15 protein-coding genes are annotated in these 17,906 nt (G+C 46.9%); 2 read left to right on the top strand and 13 right to left on the bottom strand.

All coding sequences use genetic code 11. The features are described from left to right. Position 1: 1 nt before the first annotated feature. The 6 genes from HMPREF1212_RS04630 to HMPREF1212_RS04605 all read right to left on the bottom strand — a co-directional run bounded on the left by HMPREF1212_RS04630 (position 2) and on the right by HMPREF1212_RS04605 (position 6,560). The gene (locus tag HMPREF1212_RS04630; protein WP_046148585.1) at positions 2 to 1,255 is read right to left on the bottom strand and encodes an ABC transporter permease; all 1,254 of its coding nucleotides are present in this window, start codon (positions 1,253 to 1,255) and stop codon (positions 2 to 4) included. An 11-nt stretch (positions 1,256 to 1,266) separates the two neighbouring features. Beyond that, on the bottom strand, positions 1,267 to 2,445 hold the full coding sequence (locus HMPREF1212_RS04625; protein WP_046148584.1) for an ABC transporter permease: 1,179 nt from the start codon (positions 2,443 to 2,445) through the stop codon (positions 1,267 to 1,269). Continuing rightward, positions 2,442 to 3,455 (bottom strand): HlyD family secretion protein, encoded by a 1,014-nt coding sequence (locus HMPREF1212_RS04620; RefSeq protein WP_046148583.1) that lies wholly within the window; start codon positions 3,453 to 3,455, stop codon positions 2,442 to 2,444. Before HMPREF1212_RS04620 ends, HMPREF1212_RS04625 begins: the two co-directional genes overlap by 4 nt. A 21-nt stretch (positions 3,456 to 3,476) precedes the next feature. Next, positions 3,477 to 4,868 carry a TolC family protein gene (locus tag HMPREF1212_RS04615; RefSeq protein ID WP_046148582.1) on the bottom strand — a complete coding sequence of 464 codons (1,392 nt, stop codon included), beginning with the start codon at positions 4,866 to 4,868 and terminating at the stop codon, positions 3,477 to 3,479. Positions 4,869 to 5,058: 190 nt separating this feature from the next. After that, positions 5,059 to 5,652, bottom strand: a complete 594-nt coding sequence (locus HMPREF1212_RS04610) for a Crp/Fnr family transcriptional regulator (RefSeq protein WP_028726330.1) — start codon at positions 5,650 to 5,652, stop codon at positions 5,059 to 5,061. 2 nt (positions 5,653 to 5,654) lie between these two features. Then, positions 5,655 to 6,560 carry a hypothetical protein gene (locus HMPREF1212_RS04605; RefSeq protein WP_028726329.1) on the bottom strand — a complete coding sequence of 302 codons (906 nt, stop codon included), beginning with the start codon at positions 6,558 to 6,560 and terminating at the stop codon, positions 5,655 to 5,657. A gap of 194 nt (positions 6,561 to 6,754) precedes the next feature. Between HMPREF1212_RS04605 and guaA (HMPREF1212_RS04600) the strand changes: the two genes are divergently transcribed. After that, positions 6,755 to 8,275, top strand: a complete 1,521-nt coding sequence (guaA, locus tag HMPREF1212_RS04600; RefSeq protein ID WP_028726328.1) for a glutamine-hydrolyzing GMP synthase — start codon at positions 6,755 to 6,757, stop codon at positions 8,273 to 8,275. A gap of 50 nt (positions 8,276 to 8,325) precedes the next feature. Beyond that, the gene (guaA, locus tag HMPREF1212_RS04595) at positions 8,326 to 9,633 is read left to right on the top strand and encodes a glutamine-hydrolyzing GMP synthase (protein WP_046148581.1); all 1,308 of its coding nucleotides are present in this window, start codon (positions 8,326 to 8,328) and stop codon (positions 9,631 to 9,633) included. Between the two features lie 243 nt (positions 9,634 to 9,876). Here guaA (HMPREF1212_RS04595) and rseP read toward each other — a convergent pair whose 3' ends face one another. The 7 genes from rseP to HMPREF1212_RS04560 form a co-directional block, all read right to left on the bottom strand. Continuing rightward, entirely contained in the window at positions 9,877 to 11,211 is a 1,335-nt protein-coding gene (rseP, locus tag HMPREF1212_RS04590; protein WP_046148580.1) for an RIP metalloprotease RseP, read from the bottom strand. 55 nt (positions 11,212 to 11,266) lie between these two features. Beyond that, positions 11,267 to 12,430 (bottom strand): 1-deoxy-D-xylulose-5-phosphate reductoisomerase, encoded by a 1,164-nt coding sequence (locus HMPREF1212_RS04585; RefSeq protein ID WP_046148579.1) that lies wholly within the window; start codon positions 12,428 to 12,430, stop codon positions 11,267 to 11,269. A gap of 6 nt (positions 12,431 to 12,436) precedes the next feature. After that, positions 12,437 to 13,309 carry a M23 family metallopeptidase gene (locus tag HMPREF1212_RS04580; RefSeq protein WP_028726324.1) on the bottom strand — a complete coding sequence of 291 codons (873 nt, stop codon included), beginning with the start codon at positions 13,307 to 13,309 and terminating at the stop codon, positions 12,437 to 12,439. 71 nt (positions 13,310 to 13,380) lie between these two features. Beyond that, positions 13,381 to 13,902 carry a ribosome maturation factor RimM gene (gene rimM / locus HMPREF1212_RS04575; RefSeq protein ID WP_028726323.1) on the bottom strand — a complete coding sequence of 174 codons (522 nt, stop codon included), beginning with the start codon at positions 13,900 to 13,902 and terminating at the stop codon, positions 13,381 to 13,383. 11 nt (positions 13,903 to 13,913) lie between these two features. Then, a complete protein-coding gene (gene murA, locus HMPREF1212_RS04570; RefSeq protein WP_046148578.1) occupies positions 13,914 to 15,218 on the bottom strand; it encodes a UDP-N-acetylglucosamine 1-carboxyvinyltransferase in 1,305 nt (434 codons plus the stop codon). Continuing rightward, a complete protein-coding gene (locus HMPREF1212_RS04565; protein WP_028726321.1) occupies positions 15,215 to 15,814 on the bottom strand; it encodes a DUF4290 domain-containing protein in 600 nt (199 codons plus the stop codon). Before HMPREF1212_RS04565 ends, murA begins: the two co-directional genes overlap by 4 nt. A 189-nt stretch (positions 15,815 to 16,003) precedes the next feature. Beyond that, positions 16,004 to 17,818 (bottom strand): glycoside hydrolase family 2 protein, encoded by a 1,815-nt coding sequence (locus HMPREF1212_RS04560; protein ID WP_028726320.1) that lies wholly within the window; start codon positions 17,816 to 17,818, stop codon positions 16,004 to 16,006. Positions 17,819 to 17,906 lie beyond the last annotated feature (88 nt).

Below are 17,906 nucleotides of genomic sequence, written 5' to 3'. Positions count from 1 at the left end.
ATTACTTTTGATGCAATACCTGCTTCATCTTCATATGCCGGTATTGCTTAATGATCAGTTTGCGGCTGCGCATGATCTGGTACCTGTAGATAACGCAAGCTGTAATGAAATAAGCACCGGCCTGTATCCAGAGCGTTCGGTACTCATGGGCGACCTCATTCAGGCTGGCACCTGCCGTATTGATCCGGATAAAACCTTGTATCCCCGGCGTGGAAGGGAACAGATACCCAACCGCTTTCCAGAACGGCGGGATCGCTTCTTTCGGCCAGGATACCCCGGAAATGAACAGCAAGATAACCGAAGTGAAAACAAACACCAGCATCGGCGATTCGCGGCTCGTCATAAAGCCGGACAGTGTCATCGACAGGAAGATGGATGCAAACAGATAAGGCAGCACAAACAACATGACTGTCCACGGCTCTCCCACCTGCGGCAAAGAGAACAACTTCGGAACTACCGCCAAAGCCCAGATACATACGACAACATATAATAAAAGGTAAGTAAGCGATTTCCCGAATACGATACGCAACGTTCCGTTAAAATGGCGGCTGACCGGCACCAGGCTGTGGAAACGGTTCTTCTCGCGCGCCGTCCCTCCCAGCATACCGATCCCCAGGATCAGTGTCTGCTGAATAACCAGTATCAGGATAGCCGGCACCAGAAAGCTGGCAAAGCCGTTCTGCGAGTTAAACAGGGCGACCGACTCATACGGGATGGGATTGATCGTGATCTGTTCCTGCTCGATCGTCGACGACGGGTTGTTCTGCGCCCGTATCTCTCTACCTATTTCCAGAGACACTTCGGTAGTTGCCAGCAGGAACGCTTTATAAAACAAAAGGGCGCTCATATCGCAATAAAGAGAGACTGTGGCCTGTTTTCCTTTGTGTATATTTTTACTGAACTCGCTCGGAAAATAGAGGATACCATACGCCTTTTTCTCATTCAGCATCCGCTTCGCCTCTTCCATATCCGCACAGACAGCGACCACCTTCACATCGGCTGTAGCATCCACCTTACGGATATATTCGCGGCTCAGGTAGGAGTCCGACTGGTCAACCACCACCATTTTGGCATTGTGCACCACCTCATTGTTATAGATGAACGCATACAAAAGCGGGTAGACGAACGGAACCAGGAAGAAAAAGATCATAACCCCTGAGTCTTTGAATACATTCTTCAGTTCATCTTTCCAGATAAAAAAGGTATCCTGAATGCCTTCTTTGATTATATATCGTAAACGATGTTCTCTTTTCATTACTTTCAGTTTTACGGAATATATTTAAAGTACAGCAATGCATTTTTAAGATGTTTCCCGATCAAGAAAGGCAGGATCAGGAAACCGGCCAGCCAGGCATATTCAGTCCATGAATAGAACAAGTCTCTCCCGTTTAACGCCTGATCCACATAGATCAGGAAATAATGCCGCAGAGGGAACAAAGTACTCAGAGCCTGTAACGTTGGATCCATACCCAGAACCGGGAAGGAGAAACCGACAATCGAGAAAGCGATCATCCCGAACAGGCTGGCAAAGCTCAATCCCAGACGCAAAGTGGGCAGTGTCCCGATCATAAAGACACCCACCGCCTGTGAAGCGACCACCAGCAGGAACAGGGCGGCGACCATGGGCATCCAGCCGCTGTTCAGCGGGAATGCATTGAAACCATACAACGCGGAACAGCACAACATTGCCACGACCGTGAAAATAACGGTTTGCGGAAGAAGTTTTCCCAGCAAGCTCAAGGTAAACGAGTTGCCTCCCGTCTGTATCCACTGGCGGGCTGTCGAGTATTTTATCTCCGTACCGATACTGAATACCGTCACCAGGAAGATCATCAATTGAAGTACTCCCGGCAGGATCGTATTGTTCAGGTAAACGGAATAGTTCAGCCAGGGGTTACCGAGCGCATGCGTGTCGACCACAACCGGCTGGAGCTGTCCCATGATCTGGTCGGTCGTATAGCCTTTAGCCAACCCGGTCTGCAAACCGACCGAAGCGCCTGCCAGAACAGACATCGTCTTCATATCCCTGAAAAGCAGGGATGCGGCGATCAGGTAGGTGCCGTTGGTATAGAAAGACAAAGTCGGTTGCTTTCCCGTAGTAGCTTCGACGGCAAAGTCTTTCGGTATATAGAAAATACCGTATACATTTCCCTTTTGCATCTCCCGGCGTGCCTCATCGAAGGTAGCTGTCTTGTAGACAACTTCCGTCTGTTCGAAAGCATCCAGCTGGCGGATCAGGTTGCGGGATGTGGCAGAGCCGTCCATGTCGACCACTGCGATCGGCAGATTGGTCGGCAACCCGTCCTGCATCAGCGACAGGAAAAAGACAACACAGAGAGCCGGAGCGACCAGCATACAGAAGAAATAGATCGGCTTCGATGTCAACCGGTGCATTTCCCGCTTCGCCACATTCCAGATACTATGTAAACTCTGCTTCAGGGTCATAATATTTCGTTTCCTTTTTTCTTCATCACAACAGACATTCCGGGACGCAGGTCAGCAATCTTCTCCTGCGGACGGGCACGTACCTCAAAGGTCTTCGAGTCGAACTGGCCGGTTGTCTTAGTCGCTTTCCAGGCTGCATACGAGCCCATATCCTTCATATAATATACTTTCAGCTTGATCGGTTTATTGTCGAGTGCAGGGATGAACGCATTCAACTCGGAACCGATCTTGATATCTTTCAGCAGGTCTTCACGGATGCTGAAAGAAACCCACATATCGTTCAGGTCAATAATATTCATGATCGGGGCACCGGTTCCCACCAACTCGCCTACCTGCGGAAAACGTTCCGATACTTCCCCGTCGATCGGCGATACCAACGCCGACTCTTTCAGATACGATTCCACTTCAGCTACTGCACCTCCTGCCTGTTGAACCAGGGCTGCAGCTGCGGCCTTATCTTCCGAACGGGCACCGTCCATAGCCATGTCATACTGTGACTTGGCTGCTTTCTCCGTGGCAACCATCGCCTTATAATTTGCTTCCGCTTCATCCCTTTTCTGAGCAGACATTACCCCTTTTTCATATAAGTTCTGCACACGGGTATACGATTTCTTAGCTATTTCAAGGCCGGCCTGCGCCTTTTGCCACATTTCGTAGGCTCCGGCTATTTCCTGTACGCGGGCTCCCTTGATAGCTTTGGCACTCTGGGCTTCGGCAGCTTTCTGCGCGGCTTCGGCCTGTTGCAACTTCGCCAGGACTTCCGGGGTATTCAGGTAAACCAGCGTATCGCCGGCTTTCACCCGGTCACCCTCATCGAAACGATACGACTCGACACGTCCGGGTACCTTTCCCGAAATTCTAACCTGGTTTGCTTCGGCTTGTCCCATAATAATATCATCGGGCGGAGTCAGCAAAAAGAAACCGGTCAGTGCGACTAATCCGATCACGACCAATACCGTGATAAATGCCAACATCATGTTGCTGATCGAAAACTTTTTATTCTCGTTCATCTTTGTATATTTTTATTGTTATTACTTCTGTTCATTGACCGAGAGCTTACCCATCGACTTCGTCAGGTAAACTTCCGTTAGTTTGACTTCAATCTGGGCGTCGATCAGACTGGAACGCGCCGATACCCAGGCGGTTTGTGCCTCCATCAGGTTCAGTGCAGGGATCACGCCTTCTTCAAAACCCAGATTGGCATGACGCAGGTTTTCTTCCGCATTTTCCATGTTACGGTTCGAGGCGGTCAGCTTCTTATTGGCCTCGTTCACTTTGTAGACAGACTGGTTCACCTGCAACTCCACCTTTTCACGGGCTTCCATCAGCTGAAGGGTCTGGATACGGGTTTCCGCACGGGCGGCATTTCTTTTATATGTACCTTCCCACCAACCGGACAGGGGTACTTTCACCATCACCCCGACATTGAACATGCCGGCAAATTCATTCTTAAATCCGTTGAATGCATTGGGATTCGTCACCAAGTAGTTGGCTGACAGGGCTACATTCGGTAGCATATCCGCCAGAACGATACGTTCTTTCTTCTGGTAAATCTTTGCCGCCAGTTCGAGACTCTTTAACTCGTCACGGTTCGCAAAGGCTTCGTTTACATTCGCCGTGGCATCGTTGGAGTGGACAGGGAAGCTCTCTATGTTTTCGTCAGCCAGCGCCAACGGTTCATCCAGCGGCAATCCGCAGATCTGGGCAAGCAGCATACGGGTCAGCGCCAGTCCGTTTTCCACTTTGGTCTGCGCCATTTCCGCCTCGTTCAGTTTCACCTTCACAGACAAGCCATCCGCCTGGGTAGCGACACCTTCTGAGATCATGGCAGTCACATCGCTATCCATCTTCCGGAGAAGGCTGACATAGGCATCCGCTAACTTTTTCTTATTGATAAGCGAAATTACCTGCCAGTAAGTTTCATCCGTTTTATAAATGACTTCCTGCAACTGAAGGTCGTTCATCGACTCAGCCAGTTCACGGGCATATTTGGTTATCTGGTTATAGGAAACGATCTTCCCTCCCATAAAGACCGGCTGAACCAGCGAGACACCTCCCACCCAGATATTCTGCACATCCAGATGCTGCATCTCATCGATTCCTCCCATCAGTTGTCCGAAAACAGGAAGCTGGGCAATCGGCCCCAGAGCGGAACCGAGCTTGGCGCTCAAAGCATCCATATCCAGCAAATTGATATCTTTCTGATTCCACATATATCCTCCCATAGCGGAGAGCTGTGGAAAGTATTTGGTAAAAGCCGCCTTTCTCTCTTCGTTAGCCGCCTTCACCTTTTCGCCGGACATTTGTAACTCCTTATTATTCTGAATAGCTAAGTTTCGACATTCTTCCAATGTCAAAGTTTGTTGGGAATTAGCATAACCAGACCAGACCAACAATCCTACTAATACGATAATGCGTTTCATCTTTCTTATTGTTTTTTCATCCGGAGACTTATATAATCACTAATACATCTTATCACCTTATTCTTAATAAAAAACAACTGGCGATCTCCGATTGTTTATACACGACCAGGATACATCCGTCGCTTTCAGACAAATGTACGATAATCGATGCAAAAGTACTGGTTTACTTTAAATATAAAATTGAATTAATTCAATTAAAGATGCGCTTTTTCAGCTTACAATACCATGCATTGCTGATCCCCATATATTGAGCAATATATTTATCGGGAACACGCTGCATGATCCACATGTAGTGGTTATAAAGATATTCGATAAACTCTTCGGCGGTACATGACTGCCGGATAGCGAACATGGAATAAAGTTTCGATATGATGGTCAGCATCGCATTTTGGTAATACGAGGCAAATAAGGGATAGCGCAAAGACAGATCCTCGATATGCGTACGGGAGAATTGAAGCAGTTCGCCGGATTCCAGTGCTTTAATCTCGAATTCAGAAGGTGCTTGTGTAAAATATCCGATAGCGGAAAGAAAAGGGTACATATAGTCGGACGAAAAGCCGGTTACGCATTCGTCCCCTTTTTCACTTACATATAAATTAATGAAGAGACCTTTATTTATGAAATAGGCATCCTGGCATAGTTCGCCGGTACGGAGAAGATAATCACCTTTATTGACAGATACCACTTTGGCTATACTTTTCAGTTCACTCACAAAAGCTTCATCACGGGCCAGGGATTCCGGAAGATCCGCTAAAAGTCTTGCAAAGTGGCTATCTGTTTCCATTGTTAATCTTCCAGAACGAAGTTTTTCTTTCCGATCAAGTTGCCGTCTACAAATATATCCACCCGGTAAGTACCCGGAGAAAGGAACTCTTCAATGTCCCAATACATTGTAACCGGATATTCTTCCCCATCGTATTCGATCAACTTCTTCATCGAATAGTTGATATCTTTCCCTTCAAAGGGGAATACATCGGCACGGCTTTTTACCAGCACGTCATCGTCCGGCTTCATAATCCGTACATATACTGTTTTTTCCCCGACAGGAGCGGTAATATTCTTGGCAATGCGAAAGTCAACTACGAAACGTTCCATTCTCTTAATCTTCTTAGCCAACTTTCCGCGTGAGTTTACCGGAGTGACAGTGATTCCCGTTGCGTCCAGGCGGCTGGCCAGAGTAACACGTTCCGACAATTTTTCTTTTTCTTTCTTCAGAGTAGCAGCCTGGGAAGTAGCGCGCTGGTATTTCTGAACCACCTCTTTCTTTTCTACTTTCAGCTGTTCGTTTTCCCTATTTAATGAATCGATCTGAGCCACATAGTTACGCATAATCTTACGCATGGTCTCAAGCTCTTTCTTCAAACGGGCTATTTCTTTGGTATTGGTTGCTTTTACGGTACGCAATTCCTCCATCAAACGTTGCACTTTGGCCTGTTCAGTAGACAACAAACTCATCAGCGAGTCATTCCCCACCTGGAATTTATAACCTTCATATTGCATGGACAACTCGTTGAACTCATCTTCGAGCGATTCCTTATCCAGATCATACGCCTGAACCAGGTCGCTCATCTGTTGTTTCTGCTGATAAATATAGTAACCTGCACCAGCGATAATCAAGACTAATATCACTACCGCCATGATTAATAATGAGAGCTTATTTATTTCCTTTGTTTCTTTCTTTTCTGTATCCATACGGTTCCTGATAAAATGAACGTACAAAGGTAATGTTTAATCGGATGTATAAAAACACATCCGGCCTGTTTATACATTTTTTAAGAAAGAGGGAGATCATTCAACATTTGTATTGTCAGATATGGAAGATGGTTTACAAGTTTTTAGAAATAAAATTACTACCTTTGCCCCACTCAATTAAATAATAACACTGCATGCACGAGAAACTTATTATTCTTGATTTCGGCTCGCAAACAACTCAATTGATTGGCCGCAGGGTCAGAGAGTTAAACATGTATTGCGAGATTGTTCCTTATAACAAATTCCCTCATGATGCTACCGATGTGAAAGGTGTAATCCTTTCAGGAAGCCCCTACTCCGTATACGACGAAAATGCATTCAAGACTGACTTGAGTGAAATTCGTGGCAAGTACCCGGTATTAGGAATCTGTTACGGAGCTCAGTTTCTGGCTTATACATCCGGAGGCAATGTTGAACCAGCCAACTCACGTGAGTATGGACGTGCCAATCTTTCATACATTAATAATGATGATCCTTTACTGAAAGGTATCGATACAGGTTCCCAGATCTGGATGTCGCATGGAGATACAATCACGGTATTACCTGAAAACTTCAAAGTTATTGCCAGCACAGACGATGTGAAAGCTGCTGCTTATCATGTTGAAGGCGAATCGACCTGGGGTGTACAATTTCACCCGGAGGTATTCCACTCTACCGACGGAACCAAACTGTTAGATAATTTCCTGAATATCTGCGGATGCGCCAAAGACTGGACACCTGCTTCTTTTATCGAATCAACGGTAGCCGAACTGAAAGAGCAGTTGGGAGACGATAAAGTGATCCTGGCATTATCCGGAGGCGTTGACTCTTCCGTTACAGCCGTACTGCTGAATAAGGCAATCGGTAAGAACCTGACCTGCATCTTTGTCGATCATGGTTTATTACGTAAGAATGAGTTCGAAAACGTAATGAGAGATTACGAACATCTGGGACTGAATGTGATCGGAGTAAACGCAAAAGACCGGTTTTATAAAGAACTGGCGGGTGTTTCCGATCCTGAAAAGAAAAGAAAGATCATCGGCAAAGGCTTTATCGATGTATTTGATGAGGAAGCCCACAAGCTGAAAGATATTAAATGGCTGGGACAAGGTACGATCTATCCGGACGTTATCGAGTCTCTGTCTATTACGGGGACTGTCATTAAGAGCCATCATAACGTAGGCGGACTTCCCGACACAATGAAGTTGAAACTGGTAGAACCTCTTCGCCTTCTTTTCAAAGACGAGGTTCGCCGCGTAGGTATGGAGATGGGTATGCAACCGCACCTGATCAAACGCCATCCGTTCCCCGGCCCGGGTCTGGGCATCCGCATCCTGGGCGATATCACACCGGAGAAAGTTCGTATCCTGCAGGATGCCGACGAGATCTATATGTCGCTGATGCGTGAATGGGGATTATACGACAAGATCTGGCAGGCCGGAGTGATCCTGCTTCCGATCCAGTCTGTCGGAGTAATGGGTGATGAACGTACTTACGAAAACACGGTCGCTTTACGTGCCGTAACATCTACCGATGCCATGACTGCCGACTGGGCGCAACTGCCTTACGAATTCCTGGCTAAAGTTTCCAACGAGATCATCAATAAGGTTAAGGGCGTAAACCGCGTCGTGTACGATATCAGCTCCAAACCGCCCGCAACGATCGAGTGGGAATAAGCATATAAGAAGGATAATCTAATTAACTTAATAATTTTAGGAGGAATACGATGAAACAAGATATGATCGTTATTTTAGACCTGGGAAGTCATGAAAATACGGTATTAGCTAGAGCTATCCGTGCATTGGGTGTTTATAGTGAAATTTATCCTCACGATATCACAGTAGAGGAACTGAAGGCATTACCGAATGTAAAAGGTATCATCATCAACGGTGGCCCGAACAATGTGATCGACGGTGTTGCTATCGATGTAAATCCGGACATTTATTCCCTGGGGATTCCTGTGATGGCTGCCGGCCACGACAAAGCATTATGTGAAGTAAAACTCGGTGAATTTACCGACGATATAGAGGCCATCAAAGCAGCTGTGAAGTCTTTCGTTTTCGATACGTGCAAAGCGGAAGCAAACTGGAACATGACAAACTTTGTCAACGACCAGATCGAACTTGTCAGACGTCAGGTTGGCGATAGAAAAGTCCTGTTGGCCCTGTCAGGCGGAGTTGACAGTTCCGTTGTGGCTGCCTTGCTTCTGAAAGCGATCGGCGATAAACTGGTTTGCGTACATGTAAACCACGGTCTGATGCGTAAAGGTGAATCGGAAGATGTTGTTGAGGTATTCAAAAACCAACTTCAGGCTAACCTGGTTTACGTTGACGTTACGGATCGTTTCCTAGGCAAACTGGCTAACGTGGCCGATCCGGAAGAAAAACGCAAGATTATCGGTGGCGAATTTATCCGTGTATTCGAAGAGGAAGCCCGTAAACTGGATGGTATCGATTTCTTAGCACAAGGTACGATCTATCCGGATATAGTGGAAAGCGGTACAAAGACAGCCAAGATGGTAAAATCTCACCATAACGTCGGCGGTCTGCCCGACGACCTGAAATTCGAGTTGGTTGAACCTCTGCGTCAGTTGTTCAAGGATGAAGTTCGTGCATGTGGCCTGGAATTGGGCTTACCTTACGAAATGGTTTACCGCCAGCCGTTCCCTGGCCCAGGTCTGGGTGTACGTTGTCTGGGTGCTATCACCCGTGACAGACTGGAAGCAGTTCGTGAAGCCGACGCTATCCTGCGCGAAGAATTCCAGCTTGCCGGATTAGACAAGAAAGTATGGCAATACTTTACTGTTGTTCCTGATTTCAAATCAGTAGGTGTACGTGACAATGCCCGTTCTTTCGACTGGCCTGTTATCATCCGCGCCGTCAACACAGTAGATGCCATGACAGCCACCATCGAACCGGTTGACTGGCCTATCCTGATGAAGATCACCGACCGTATCCTGAAAGAAGTAAAGAACGTAAACCGCGTTTGCTACGATATGTCCCCGAAGCCCAATGCAACTATTGAGTGGGAATAACAGATATACGGTTAAAATATAACCCGCAGTATCGCAAAAGAAGCACCCCCTGAAAGTAAGACAGGTTCTTTACGCTATATTTTGATAAAGAGTTCGGTATTGTACCGGACTCTTTATTTTTTTAACTCTTTCATTGTTACAACACTCTATCCAACCTATATATAAAAAAAGCCTCCAAATGTTTTTCCAACATTTGGAGGCTTTTCAATAGAGAGAGTTTTTATATTTTAACCGCTATATTACTTACTTGAAGAAGAAGCGGAACAGGTCGTTACCATTTGCGTAGATAAGCAGGGCAAAGAGCAGGAACATACCCGTAATCTGTGCATATTCCAGGAACTTATCACTCGGCTTACGGCGGGCGATCACTTCATAGAGCAGGAACATCACATGACCACCGTCCAATGCCGGAATAGGCAATATATTCATAAAGGCAAGGATGATCGACAGGAATGCCGTACGTGTCCAAAACACCTTCCAATCCCATGTGGCAGGGAACAGACCACCGATCGTACCGAAACCACCCAGGCTTGAAGCTCCTTCCTTCGTAAAGACATACTTCATGTCGTTTACATATCCTTTCAGCGTATTCACACCTAAACGGATACCGGCAGGGAACGACTCGAAGAAACCGTATTTAATAGTCTTTGTCTGGTAGAAATCCAGAGGAGTCTTGGCATAAATACCCAGTTTTCCCTCTGCATTTGTAGAAACCGGCAACGACATTTCCTGACCGTTACGATAGAAACCGACCTCTACTTCTTTTCCTTTATTATCAGCCAGCATTTCGGCTGCATCATAATAAGTAGGGGTTTCCTTTCCATTGATTGAAACGATACTATCGTTCGGCTGCAAGCCGGCATCACGGGCAGGCGAGTCTTTATCGGGAAGCTCTTTTACGACCATCGGGATCGGGAAATTGCTTGCATCGACAAAACCGTCTTTGTTACGCATCATGCGCTGCATCATATCGTCGGGCATCGGGATCACTGTTTCTATGCCATCACGTAGTACGGTTACATTCTTAGCTTCTACCACCTGGCGTAAAGCAAACTCATCCAAACGATCCAGTTCCTGCGCATCGGCATAACGGAGAATATCCCCGTCCTTGAAGCCGACTTCTTTCATTGTCTCGCTGTAAAACATACCATGTGAAATGTTCTTCAGCGGCAGATATGTTTCGCCCCAGGTATAAAGTACCATCGAGTAGATGAACAAAGCCAGCAGGAAGTTGAACAACACTCCTGCGATCATGATCATCAGACGCTGTCCGGCAGGCTTGGAACGGAATTCATACGGTTTGGCAGGCTGGGCCATTGCTTCTTTATCCATGCTCTCGTCGATCATCCCGGAGATCTTGCAATAACCTCCCAACGGCAGCCAACCCAGACCATACTCCGTTTCACTGTTCTTCGGTTTGAATTTGAAGATTGCAAACCAAGCATCGAAGAAAAGGTAGAATTTCTCTACCCGAACCTTGAAGATACGGGCAAAGATAAAGTGCCCGAACTCGTGGACAAGGACTAATATCGATAAACTCAAAATGAGTTGTAACGCCTTAATTAAAAATGTCTCCATCTATTGTTTGTCTGTATTAATTTATTTCTTTTTACTCATATATTTGTTCCATATCCTATCTGCCGGTCGTTTCCATGACGGCTGTCGCGATCCGGCGCGCTTCCGCATCGGTTGCCACATAATCTTCATACGTGGGAGCTGTAATGAAGGAAACCTTTTCCATTGTCTTTTCAATCACATCGCTCATTTGCAGGAAGCCGATTGCATCACGCAGGAAAGCGGCTACCACTATCTCGTTCGCCGCATTCAGGATACAAGGCATATTTCCTCCTTTGCGGATTGCATCGAATGCAAAAGCAAGATTGCGGAAACGTGTCATATCGGGCTCTTCGAAGGTCAGGGTGGAATATTGGTTGAAATCCAGGCGGGGCGCTTTACTCGTCAACCGCTTCGGATAAGAAAAAGCGTAACTGATAGGCAACTTCATATCCGGGATGCCCAGCTGTGCCATCACAGCGCCATCCTCGAATTGTACCATCGAATGGATAACAGACTGCGGATGCACCACGACCTGTATCTGTTCGGGAGTCACACCGAACAACCATTTCGCTTCGATCATCTCGAAACCTTTATTCATCATAGAAGCCGAGTCGATCGTCACCTTCGCTCCCATCGTCCAGTTCGGATGTTTCAGTGCCTGAGCTTTGGTCACCACGGCCAACTCTTCCATCGTCTTTGTACGGAAAGGGCCGCCGGATGCAGTAAGCAATATCTTTTCTACCTGATTCTCCCACTCTCCGGCTAAACACTGGAAAATAGCTGAATGTTCAGAGTCGACGGGCAAAACCGGAACTTTATATTCTGCGGCAAGCGAGGTGATCAGTTCACCGGCCACCACTAGTGTTTCTTTATTGGCAAGGGCAATCGCCTTACCAGCCTTAATGGCCGCGATCGTCGGTTTCAGGCCGGAATAGCCGACCATTGCCGTCAGCACCATATCGATCGGCTCCGACTGCACCACCTGCGCGATTGCATCCGAACCTGCCCAAACCTTGATAGGCAGGTCTTCGAGCGCCTCCTTCAATTCGGGATATTTCTGTTCGTTGGCAATGACTACCACTTCGGGCATATATTTACGTGCCTGGTTGATCAGTAAATCCACCTGGTTATTAGCTGTCAAGGCATACACCTCAAACAGGTCGGCATGTTCGCTGACAACTTCCAGCGCCTGTGTGCCGATAGAACCGGTAGAACCTAATATGGCTAAACTTCTTTTCATGGATACTTAAAAAGCTATGTATTCTTCGGGATTGACCGGATTACCTTTATACCACAACTCGAAATGAAGATGCGGCCCGGTAGAAAGTTTCCCTGTGTTTCCGACCAAAGCAATCGCTTCACCGGCCACTACATGGTCGCCAATCTCCTTCAGTAATAATTCATTATGTTTATAAACGGAAAGAAAACCATTCTTGTGCTGCAACTGGATCACATTTCCAAAATTCGGGTCGAAACCGGTAAATACCACTGTTCCGTCGAGCGTAGCCAGTACGCTTTCTTTCGGCGCGGCCACCAGGTCTACCCCGAAATGGCGGGCGTCCGCTTCGTAATGAGAAGAAACGACACCATTCACCGGCTTATAGAAAAAGATGCCATCGGTAGGAACGGGATTAGGGTTCAGTACCGTCAGGTTATATTTCTCTTCTTCCTCGAAATTCTTTACGAATTTCTCTTCCGACTTTGTACGGGGTATCTCGTAGTTGGCATCCACATGAGCCAGCGAGTCTATCTGGCGGATAGAGTCTAGTTCGATCGTTCCCGACAGGATGCCGGCCACATTTTCCAGGTACAGCGACTGGATAGAGATCATCCGTTCCAACGAGTCCGCCCGCAAAGCGTTTTGCATGATCTCTTTACGAATTTCCACATCCAGATAACCCGGCAGGTAGTTGCGTATCGGTGTCTTGATAATGATCAGGGCGGTGACTGCGATCAGGAAGAAGGCAAACAAGGCAAGCGACAGAAAGGCAGATAATTGCGACAACCGGAAAGACCACACTTCTTCAAGCGTCGTTTCATTAAAGAAGGACAGCTTGTATTTAAACCGGATCCGGTGCCAGAATGATTTCTTATTGTTCTTTCGTTGTTTTCGTGCCATGCTTTTATGTTAAAACGCAAAAGTAGCAAAAACCGTATCTACACGGGCATTGTTTACTCTAATTAACGTTTTTATAAATCAAGCAAACCTTCGGGCACAGAAACCTGAAGCGTTTTGTTATCATGATCTGCAGAGGTTATCAGTTCTTCTGCGGCCGGAAGAAGCAGTTCTTCTCCGTTATGGTCGATCTGTAAAAGAACGTTGATCGTTGTTTCGTCCACATCGGTTATTTTTCCAAGTTCACCGTGATGCTCGTCGATAACGGTATAGCCGATAAAGCTGTCCCAGGTCATATCGCCTACCAGGTCATCCTCATCGACTGCATCCAGCAAAAAGAATGCTTCGCGGTTCGTAAACTCGCGGGCAGCTTTCTCGTCGTTCACATTTTCGAGTTTTAACAGGATGACCGTATCGGTCTTATAACGGTATTCTTCCACAAAGAACGGTACCAGGATGCCGTCTATTTCACAGATCACGCAGGGATCTTCCGCATCGTCGAACACGTCACTGTTCGTCACCAGCGAGATCTCCCCTTTTATTCCGTGGGGCTTGGCAAACATACCGATCTTAAATACTTCTTCTTTTTTTATCATAACAGGGAATATCAGAGCCGTGTGATACGGGCTCCTATGCTATTCAAACGTTTATCGATATTCTGATATCCACGGTCTATCTGGTCGATATTGTGGATATGGCTGGTTCCTTCAGCACTCATCGCAGCGATCAGCAGGGCGATACCTGCACGGATATCCGGCGACACCATATTGGAACCACGCAATTTGAAACGGTTACCGAGCCCGATCACCGTTGCCCGGTGAGGGTCGCAAAGGATGATCTGTGCCCCCATGTCGATCAGCTTGTCGACAAAGAACAGGCGGCTTTCGAACATCTTCTGATGGATCAGCACACTACCTACGGCCTGTGTAGCCACAACCAGGAAGACACTCAGCAAGTCGGGAGTCAGTCCCGGCCAGGGCGCATCGGCGATGGTCATGATAGAGCCGTCGATAAAGGTATCTATTTCATACGATTCGTGAGTAGGGATATGGATATCGTCGCCGATCTGTTCGACGGTAATACCCAGACGGCGGAATGATTCGGGGATAATTCCCAATTTATCATATCCGGTATTCTTTATAGTGATGTCGGAAGCGGTCATGGCGGCCATACCGATGAAGCTGCCGACTTCGATCATGTCGGGAAGGATGGTATGGGTCGTTCCGCCGAGCGAGTCGACACCTTCGATTGTCAATAAGTTGGAACCTACGCCCGAGATGCGTGCTCCCATCCGATTTAGCATGGAAGAGAGTTGTTGCAGGTAGGGTTCGCAGGCGGCATTATAGATGGTGGTGGTTCCTTCTGCCAGCACAGCGGCCATCAGGATATTGGCGGTACCGGTCACCGAGGCCTCATCCAAAAGCATATAGGCGCCTTTCAGACGTTTGGCTTCGATCTCGTAGAGCTGGCGTTCGGCATCGTAGCTAAAGCAGGCACCCAGCTTCTGGATACCGACAAAGTGGGTGTCCAGCCGACGACGACCGATCTTATCACCTCCCGGTTTCGGAATCAATGCCTTTCCGAAGCGGGCAACCAACGGGCCGACAATCATCACCGAACCGCGCAGGGAGCCACTTTTACGAATGAATTCATCTGTATTCAGATAATCCAGATCGATGGCATCCGCCTGGAAAGTATAGGTATCGGTTGCCGGATGGTCGACTTTCACCTGCATATCGCGAAGTAGCTGTATGAGGTTGTTTACATCGAGGATATCCGGCACATTATGGATAGTTACTTTCTCCGGGGTCAATAAAACGGCACAGATCACTTCGAGGGCTTCGTTCTTAGCGCCTTGCGGAGTGATCTCTCCCGATAATTTATATCCACCTTCTATAACAAATGAACTCATCGGCTTTTACGGGGATAATTCTTTTTGTTAGTATTATTACGCGCGAGGATATCGCGGCTTTCAGTCAGCTTATGCACTTCTTCACTCAATACGATAGCTCCGCCCGACAGTTCGTCGAGATCTTTAAATATCTTACGGTCGTCAACGGATTCTTTGTTCCAGGTAAGGAACGATTTCTTCATCTGGGTAGCCAGCAGTTTGATAAGCTGGTCTTTTTCAACACCCGGATTCAGTTCGGTCGCTTTACGGATCATCAACTCCAATGTCTTTCCGTAATGACGGTAGCGGATACGGTTATTATTGTAAGGAATACGCGGCGGACGGGCGTAAAGATTTTCTTTCTTCACGATCTCGTACGGGTAATCGATATCCAGTTTAAAGTCGGCCATAATAGCCAGGTGATCCCACAAAATGTGTTTGAAATCGTTTACATCACGCAAGTGGGGAAACATGTTTCCCATGATGTTGATTATCGTATTGGCGCAGCGCTTCCGCTCTTCTCTGTCCTCAATAGCAACACAATAATCAACCATGTTCTGGATATTGCGTCCGTATTCGGGCATAACCAATTTCTTTTCTTCTGTATTATATTTCATTATCATATTCTTTTATCCGGCAAATGTACAGATTATAATTGATTTACACAAGATAGGCAATAAGTGAACAACGAGCATACAATTATTGTTTCCTCACATAAAACAAAAAAAATTTCCCGGAGAGAAATAACTCTTTCTCCCCGGGAAATAACACAACTCCCTTGATCGGTGATTACTTACACCTTCTGCTTATTTTGATAATTGGTTAATTACTGCTTGATTTGCTTTCTTTACAGCAGCTTCATTGATCTTTATTTCTTTACGGTCGTAAGTCATCAGACCGTTTACTTCACCTTCTACGTCGGTAGTCTGGGTATAAACTGCGGCAGAGAAACCACGGTCGACCATGCCTTTCAGGTCGTCGGCATATTTCACGTACTCGGCAGTCACCTCGTCGCTGTTCTTGAACTGTACATATCCCCAGTTACGCTTGTTCCACCACAGATGGTTTTCCAACGGAAGACCGATACCGCCGTATTCGCCCAATACCGTTACACGCTGCGGATCATACAGGAACATGTTCGGGCCCGGATAGTTATGCAGGTCGAGGATATCGCCGCAAGCACGGTGGTTACCACCACTGGCCGGGTTCACCAGACGGGAAGGATCGTAATTCTTTGTCCATTCAGCCACTTTTTCGGTGTCAAACTGTCCCCATGCCTCGTTGAAAGGAACCCAGACAACGATAGAAGGATATGAAATACACATGTCCATGATCTCTTTCCATTCCTGGTAATAGTTGGCAACAGATGCAGCCGAACGGTCTTTATCCGTACCGCCGTTGTAAGTATGAGGAGCCCATTGGTTACCCATGTCGCCGCTCGGCATATCCTGCCAAACGAGGATACCTTCCTTATCACAATGATAATACCAGCGGGCAGGTTCTACCTTCACATGCTTACGGATCATATTGAATCCCCAGTCTTTTGTTTTAACGATATCATACAACAGCGCTTCGTCGGTCGGAGCCGTATATAATCCGTCGGGCCACCAACCCTGGTCGAGCGGGCCATACTGGAACAGGTTCTTATTGTTCAACTGCATACGCATAACGCCGTTTGCATCTCTTTTGCTTGAAATTTTACGGAAAGCAGTGTACGATTTAACATCGTCGAGCACTTTACCGTCCTTAATCAACGATACTTTCATATCATACAGATAAGGATTGGAAGTATCCCAAAGAGTCGGGTTCTGCACAGCCAGACGAAGTTCTTTTCCTTGCAGACCTTTGGCAGATGCCACCACCTGTCCTTTGTCCAGCAATTTTACTTCTACTACGGAAGTATTGCAACAAGGAGCTGAAGTTCCGACTGTCACGTTCATTGTTCCGTTATCGATATCCGGAATAGATTTAACGGAAGTGATATGATTGGTTGCAACCGGTTCCAGCCATACTGTCTGCCAGATACCTGTTACCGGAGTGTACCAGATACCTTCCGGATTGGAAGTCTGCTTACCGCGCGGCTGATATCCTTTATCACTCGGATCCCATACGCGAACCACCAGTTTCTGGTTGCTCTTGCCTGTCAGATAAGGAGTGATATTGAAAGAGAACGGAGTGAAACCGCCCTGGTGTGAACCAATCAGGATGTCATTCACGAATACATCCGCTTTCCAGTCTACTGCACCGAAGTTGAGGACGATATCTTTGCTTTTCCAGTTAGCCGGAACAGAGAACGTCCGTTTATACCATAATTCATTATTTTCACCTACTTCTTTCTGGACACCCGACAAGGAAGATTCCACAGCAAAAGGCACCAGGATATTTCCGTCGAACGAAGCCGGTTCGGCCTGTCCTTTCGGCTTGATGGCATATTCCCATTCACCGTTCAGGTTCACCCAGTCGGTACGCTCCAATTGCGGACGCGGGTATTCGGGTAATACATTTTTCGGATTGATTTGTTCCGCCCATTTTGTCTTGATCTTATCACCGACGGGCTTCCATTGCGCCTGTGCACCCAGCGTAAGTGCCAACGCACAGCATACTAAAAAGGTCTTTTTCATGCTACTTGATATTTAAAGTTATTACATTGAAAATTCGTTTGTTTTTCTGGTGGCAAAGTAATTATATTCCTGACAGAGAGGCTTTCAA

Source organism: Parabacteroides sp. HGS0025 (assembly GCF_000969845.1).
In the GTDB taxonomy this organism is placed as follows: domain Bacteria; phylum Bacteroidota; class Bacteroidia; order Bacteroidales; family Tannerellaceae; genus Parabacteroides; species Parabacteroides gordonii.
This window is presented reverse-complemented; position numbering and strand designations above follow the sequence as displayed.